The organism is Inquilinus sp., from assembly GCF_039594555.1.
Taxonomy (GTDB): Bacteria; Pseudomonadota; Alphaproteobacteria; order DSM-16000; family Inquilinaceae; genus Inquilinus.
The window spans coordinates 1-3,081 of record NZ_JBCNNF010000606.1; the positions used below are offsets into that span (position 1 = coordinate 1).

Genomic DNA, 3,081 nt, shown 5'->3' on the forward strand with positions numbered 1-3,081 from the left:
GGAGCTGCTGCACGACGCCGATGAGGGGCTGCTCGGCTTCGACCCGCTGTCGGTGATCAAGCCGTTTCTGGGCCAGGAGTTCCGCGACCTCGCCGCGCGGCTTGAGGACACCGTATTCCTGCGCTACGGCCTGACGCGCTGGACGGCGGAGCAGAAGGTCTTCCACAAGCGGGCCGACCGGGTGGCCGCGGCCAGCGAGGCGATCCATGTGGTCGGCTGGACCCGCGACGAGGTCGCGAAGGTGCTGAAGATCCGGTTCCAGCCGATCGACGACGACCCGCTGCTGCCAATCTATGGCGGCACGCCCTGGGAGCCCTGGGCACCCGACCTGGCGGCGGAGCGGTTCCTGGAGGAGCTGGGCCGGCTGAAGGCTGCCCCGGCTTAGGTCGAAGCGGGAGGCTGCGTCCGACGGGCGATGAAGCGCGCCACCGTCGGGCCCAGCAGCACCACCAGGAAGAAGCGCACGGTCTGCAGCGCCATCACGAAGGGCAGGTCGACATCGCTGGACGCGGCGATGATGGCGATCGAATCCATGCCGCCGGGGCTGGTCGCCAGATAGGCGGTCAGCGGGTCGACGCCGAGCGTCCGCACCAGCACGAAGGCCAGGCCGCCGCAGAAGGCGATCAGGGCGATGATCGACAGCAGGATCTGCAGCAGCGCGCGGGCGGCATGGACCAGCACCGACCGGGTGAAGCCGAGGCCGATGTTCCAGCCGATCAGAGCATAGGCGGCGGCCAGCAGCCATTCCGGCAGCTCGATCTCGATCAGGCCCAGCGAGTGCAGCACCGCCCCGACCACCATCGGCACCAGCATCGGGCCGGCCGGGATGCGCAGCCGCCATCCCGCCGCGGCGCCCAGCCCAGCCAGGACCAGCGTCGCCGCGAAGGGGCCGGCATCGATTGGCGGGAACCAGACGATCGCCGCCGGCCCGGCATCGCCGGCATCGACCCAGAAGCGGGCGATCAGCGAGGCGGCGGTGGCGACGCAGACGACGCGCAGATACTGCATGAAGGCGACCAGCCGGGCATCGGCGCCGAAGGCCTCGGCCATCAGCACCATGGCGGTGGCGGCGCCGGGGGAGGAGCCCCAGACGCCGGTGGTGCCGGGCACCACCTGCCAGCGGCTCATCATCCAGCCCAGCACGCTGCTGGCGAAGAGGGTCGACAGCACGATCGCCAGGAACAGCGGCCAGTCCTGCAGGAAGGACACCACGATCGACGGCGTGATCGCCCCGGCGATCAGGCAGCCGATGATCGCCTGGGCGCCGAAATAGGGCTTTCGCGGCACCCGGATGGTGCCGCCGCCGACGCCGACCAGGATGCCGGCGATCATGGGGCCCAGAAGCAGCGCTGCGGGGAGGGCTGCGGCCTCCAGAAATGCCGCGATAGTTGCCGAGACGGCCAGCAGCACTGCCCATTGCCCGGCACGCGGAAGCCTGGCCAGGACCGGCAATGCCGAGCCGTTCACGGTCACCACAGCAGCCTCGCTTTCCGCCTCAGGGCCGGCCGAGCACGATGTCCGCCGCCTGGGAGACGATTCCGATGCGGGGCAGGATAGACTCGACGGCGAAGCCATGCATCTCCGCCGACCGGCTGGTCATCGCATCCTCGGCGAAGACCACGGCGTAGTTCAGCTCCCAGGCGTGGCGGGCGGTGGATTCGACGCCGAAATTGGTGGCGATGCCGCCGAGCACGATGGTGCCGATGCCGCGCCGGCGCAGCTGCAAGTCGAGATCGGTGCCGGTGAAGGCGCCCCACTGCCGCTTGGTGATCACGACGTCGCCGGGCTCGGCCACGCCGTCGGCCAGGTCGCTCCAGCCCGCGGGCAGGCCGCCGGCCGGGCGGGGCATCGGCTGGTCCACCGGCTGTTGCGGCGCATCAGCGAAATCCGCCGCCCAGCCGACGCGGACCGGAACCACCAGGGCGCCGGCGGCGCGGAAGCGGGCGGCAAGGGTCTTGGCCGTGGCCAGCACCTCCGTCCCGCTGCGGGGCGCCAGCGGCATGGCCAGGATGCCGGCCTGCAGGTCGATCAGAACCAAAGCGGTGCTGCGCGGGTCGAGGACGGGCATGGTCGTCACCTTTCGGGGCAGGCCGCGCCTCTCCGGTCCCGGCGGCAGGCCGGGCGGATGGACGGGGGCGGGTGCATGTGAAAATATGAGGATAGCCTCGCAAACAGTTTTATGAGCATGTCCTCACAAAAGTCAACCGCCTCCGACGCCGCCGTGATGCGCGAGCCCCAGCGCCAGCGTGGCCGAGACCGCGTCGCCGCGCTGCTGCAGGCAGGCGCGGCCGTGTTCGCGGAGAAGGGCTATGAGGCGGCGACGATGACCGAGGTCGCGGCCCGGGCCGGCGCATCGATCGGCTCGCTGTACCAGTTCTTCCCGAGCAAGGAGGCGCTGGCCGACGCGCTGCTGGCCGGCTATGGCGAGCAGGTGCTGGCCGGGCTGCAGGCGGTGGAGGCACAGGCGGCGCGGCTGGCCGTCCCGGATCTCGCGGATGCGCTGATCGACTTGCTGGTCGGGCTGAAGCAGGAGCGCGTGGCGGCGCTGGCGCTGATCGAGGCGCGACGGGATGCCGTCGCCACGGCCCAACCGTTGCGGCTGCGCGACGCGCTGCGAGCGGGCGTGGCCCGGATCCTGGCTCTGCGTGCGCCGGGCCTGCCGCCGGAGCGGGCGACGGCCATGGCGATCATCGTGCTGCTGCAGATGAAGGCGGCCGCGGCGCTCGGCACCGAGCCCGGCTTGACGGTGCGCGCCGCGGCCCTGGCCGAGCTGCGGCGGATGACCCGGCTGTACCTCGCCGAAGGGCTCGATCAGGCCTGACGCGGGGCCAACACGACGAGGCGCAGGGCGATCAGCAGCGCCGCCAGGGCCAGGGCACCGATCATCAGGATGACGCCGGGCCAGCCCCAATCGGCCCAGGCCACGCCGCCGAGCGAGCCGGCGACGCTGGAGCCGAGATAGTAGAAGAACAGGTAGAGCGAGGAGGCCTGGGCGCGGGCGTGCAGCGCCCGGCGGCCGACCCAGCTGCTGGCCACCGAATGGGCGCCGAAGAAGCCGAAGGTCAGCACCGCCACGCCGGC

Annotated in this window: 3 protein-coding genes and 2 pseudogenes; 2 read left to right on the forward strand and 3 right to left on the reverse strand. The window is 71.6% G+C overall.

The window, feature by feature from the left end; all coding sequences use genetic code 11:
• Nucleotides 1–385 (forward strand): annotated as a pseudogene (locus tag ABDW35_RS34855) (phosphohydrolase); the annotation flags it as partial.
• On the opposite strand, the gene ABDW35_RS34860 reads toward ABDW35_RS34855, so the two are convergent.
• Complete coding sequence (locus ABDW35_RS34860; RefSeq protein ID WP_343718431.1) at nucleotides 382–1,473, reverse strand: AbrB family transcriptional regulator; 1,092 nt, start codon at nucleotides 1,471–1,473, stop codon at nucleotides 382–384. The pseudogene ABDW35_RS34855 and the gene ABDW35_RS34860 overlap by 4 nt on opposite strands.
• Before the next feature lie 22 nt (nucleotides 1,474–1,495).
• Nucleotides 1,496–2,068 (reverse strand): hydrolase, encoded by a 573-nt coding sequence (locus ABDW35_RS34865; RefSeq protein WP_343718432.1) that lies wholly within the window; start codon nucleotides 2,066–2,068, stop codon nucleotides 1,496–1,498.
• 156 nt (nucleotides 2,069–2,224) lie between these two features.
• On the opposite strand from ABDW35_RS34865, the gene ABDW35_RS34870 reads away from it, so the two are divergent.
• Nucleotides 2,225–2,821, forward strand: a complete 597-nt coding sequence (locus ABDW35_RS34870) for a helix-turn-helix domain-containing protein (RefSeq protein WP_343718433.1) — start codon at nucleotides 2,225–2,227, stop codon at nucleotides 2,819–2,821.
• Here ABDW35_RS34870 and ABDW35_RS34875 read toward each other — a convergent pair.
• A pseudogene (locus ABDW35_RS34875) lies at nucleotides 2,812–3,081 on the reverse strand (MFS transporter); the annotation flags it as partial. The gene ABDW35_RS34870 and the pseudogene ABDW35_RS34875 overlap by 10 nt on opposite strands.